This window comes from Kitasatospora sp. NPDC093558, assembly GCF_040683475.1.
Taxonomy (GTDB): Bacteria; Actinomycetota; Actinomycetes; order Streptomycetales; family Streptomycetaceae; genus Kitasatospora.
Window position 1 is genome coordinate 1 of sequence record NZ_JBFBDY010001358.1, and the last position, 1,105, is coordinate 1,105.

Annotated in this window: 1 protein-coding gene; it reads right to left on the reverse strand. The window is 75.0% G+C overall.

The genetic code is table 11. The features are described 5' to 3' along the window. Positions 1 to 1,105 (reverse strand): amidase (locus AB0O00_RS40955; protein ID WP_363659733.1); only part of this gene is annotated, 1,105 nt, incomplete at both ends.

Consider the following 1,105-nt stretch of genomic DNA (forward strand, 5'->3'; position numbering starts at 1 on the left):
CGGCGATCACGTCGTCGAAACCGGCGTAGCGGTCCGGCAGTTCGCCGGGGTGCTTGGGCCAGATGCGGGCGCCGTCGACGTCGGCGAGGGTCGGCAGCGCGGGGTCGGCGTTGGCGCGCAGGAAGTCGTCCCAGGCCCAGGCCGACAGGTCGAGGATCTCGCGGGCGAGGAAGTCGCGGCCGACGAGGCCCCGGGTGGGCAGGGACGGCGCGCCGGGGCGGTCGGATTCGTAGTTGGTCACCACGGGGAAGTCGACCTCGACGACCTCGGCGCCGGCGCGCTCCAGGTCGCGGCGGGCGGCCTGCCACAGGGCGATGACCGAGGGGCGGGTGTCGATCCGCTGCCCGGTCCGGCCGCCGACGCCGCCGTCCGGGTTGGTGCCCGCGTCGGGGTCGGCGTTGATGTACATCCTGGGCACGCCGACGCGCTGGCCCGCGAGCGTTGCCCGTGCCGCCGCCGTGTCCGCGGGAGCCAGTGCCGGGTACGAGGCCGGGCGGACGCGGGACGGTGCGGGCAGTGGCACCCAGGGCTGGGAGCGCCACAGGTCGCCGCGGGTGTCCGGGTCGTCGGCGACGATGACGTCGAGCAGTTCGAGGAGGTCGGCCATGGTGCGGGTGTGCGGGACCACGACGTCCATGGTCGGCACGAGCGGCCAGTTGCCGCGCACCGAGATCACGCCGCGGCTCGGGGTGTAGGCGCACAGGGCGTTGTTCGAGGCGGGGGCCCGGCCGGAGGACCAGGTCTCCTCGCCGAGGCCGAACGCGCCGAACGAGGCGGCCGTGGCGGTGCCCGAGCCGTTCGAGGAGCCGGAGCCGTAGGCGCTGGTCAGCCAGTCGGCGCTGTAGGGGCTCTCGGCGCGGCCGTAGACGCCGCGCTGCATGCCGCCGTTGGCCATCGGCGGCATGTTGGTCAGGCCGATGAGGACGGCACCGGCGGCGCGCAGCCGCTCGACGGCGAAGGCGTCGCGCTGGGCGACGAGGTGCTCGAACGCCGGTGAACCGGCCGCGGCGGTCAGGCCCTTGGCGAGGTAGCTGTCCTTGGCGGTGTAGGGGATGCCGTCGAGAGGGCCGAGCAGGCCGTGGACCAGGCCCCGCAGCTGCTCTCC